Raw genomic sequence first — 244 nt, 5'->3', positions numbered from 1 at the left:
GTTTTCTTTCGGAGACAGCAGACAGAAGGCGTGCCTGCTGTATATTGACGGTTTAACAGAAAATAATCTTCTGGCGCAATACGTCATTTCTCCTTTACAAAAAGAATCGTTAGCTCAAAAAGAAGGCTTGATTGAAGATTTATCCGCTTTTTTTTTCGGCTATCGCCACAGCGTTGTTTCTTCGATAAAGGAAATTCAGCAGCTCGTTTTTTCTGGCCAAACGATTTTGCTCGCAGATGGTTAC

At 41.0% G+C, this 244-nt stretch carries 1 protein-coding gene; it reads left to right on the top strand.

Going from position 1 to position 244, the window contains the following annotated elements; all coding sequences use genetic code 11:
* Positions 1 to 244 (top strand): spore germination protein (locus tag CF394_RS00230; protein WP_165767406.1); only part of this gene is annotated, 244 nt, incomplete at both ends.

The sequence above is a fragment of the Tetzosporium hominis genome (assembly GCF_002265435.1).
In the GTDB taxonomy this organism is placed as follows: Bacteria; Bacillota; Bacilli; order Bacillales_A; family Planococcaceae; genus Chryseomicrobium; species Chryseomicrobium hominis.
The sequence above is the reverse complement of the archived record's forward strand: the minus strand, read 5'-3'. Positions and strand labels throughout refer to the sequence as shown.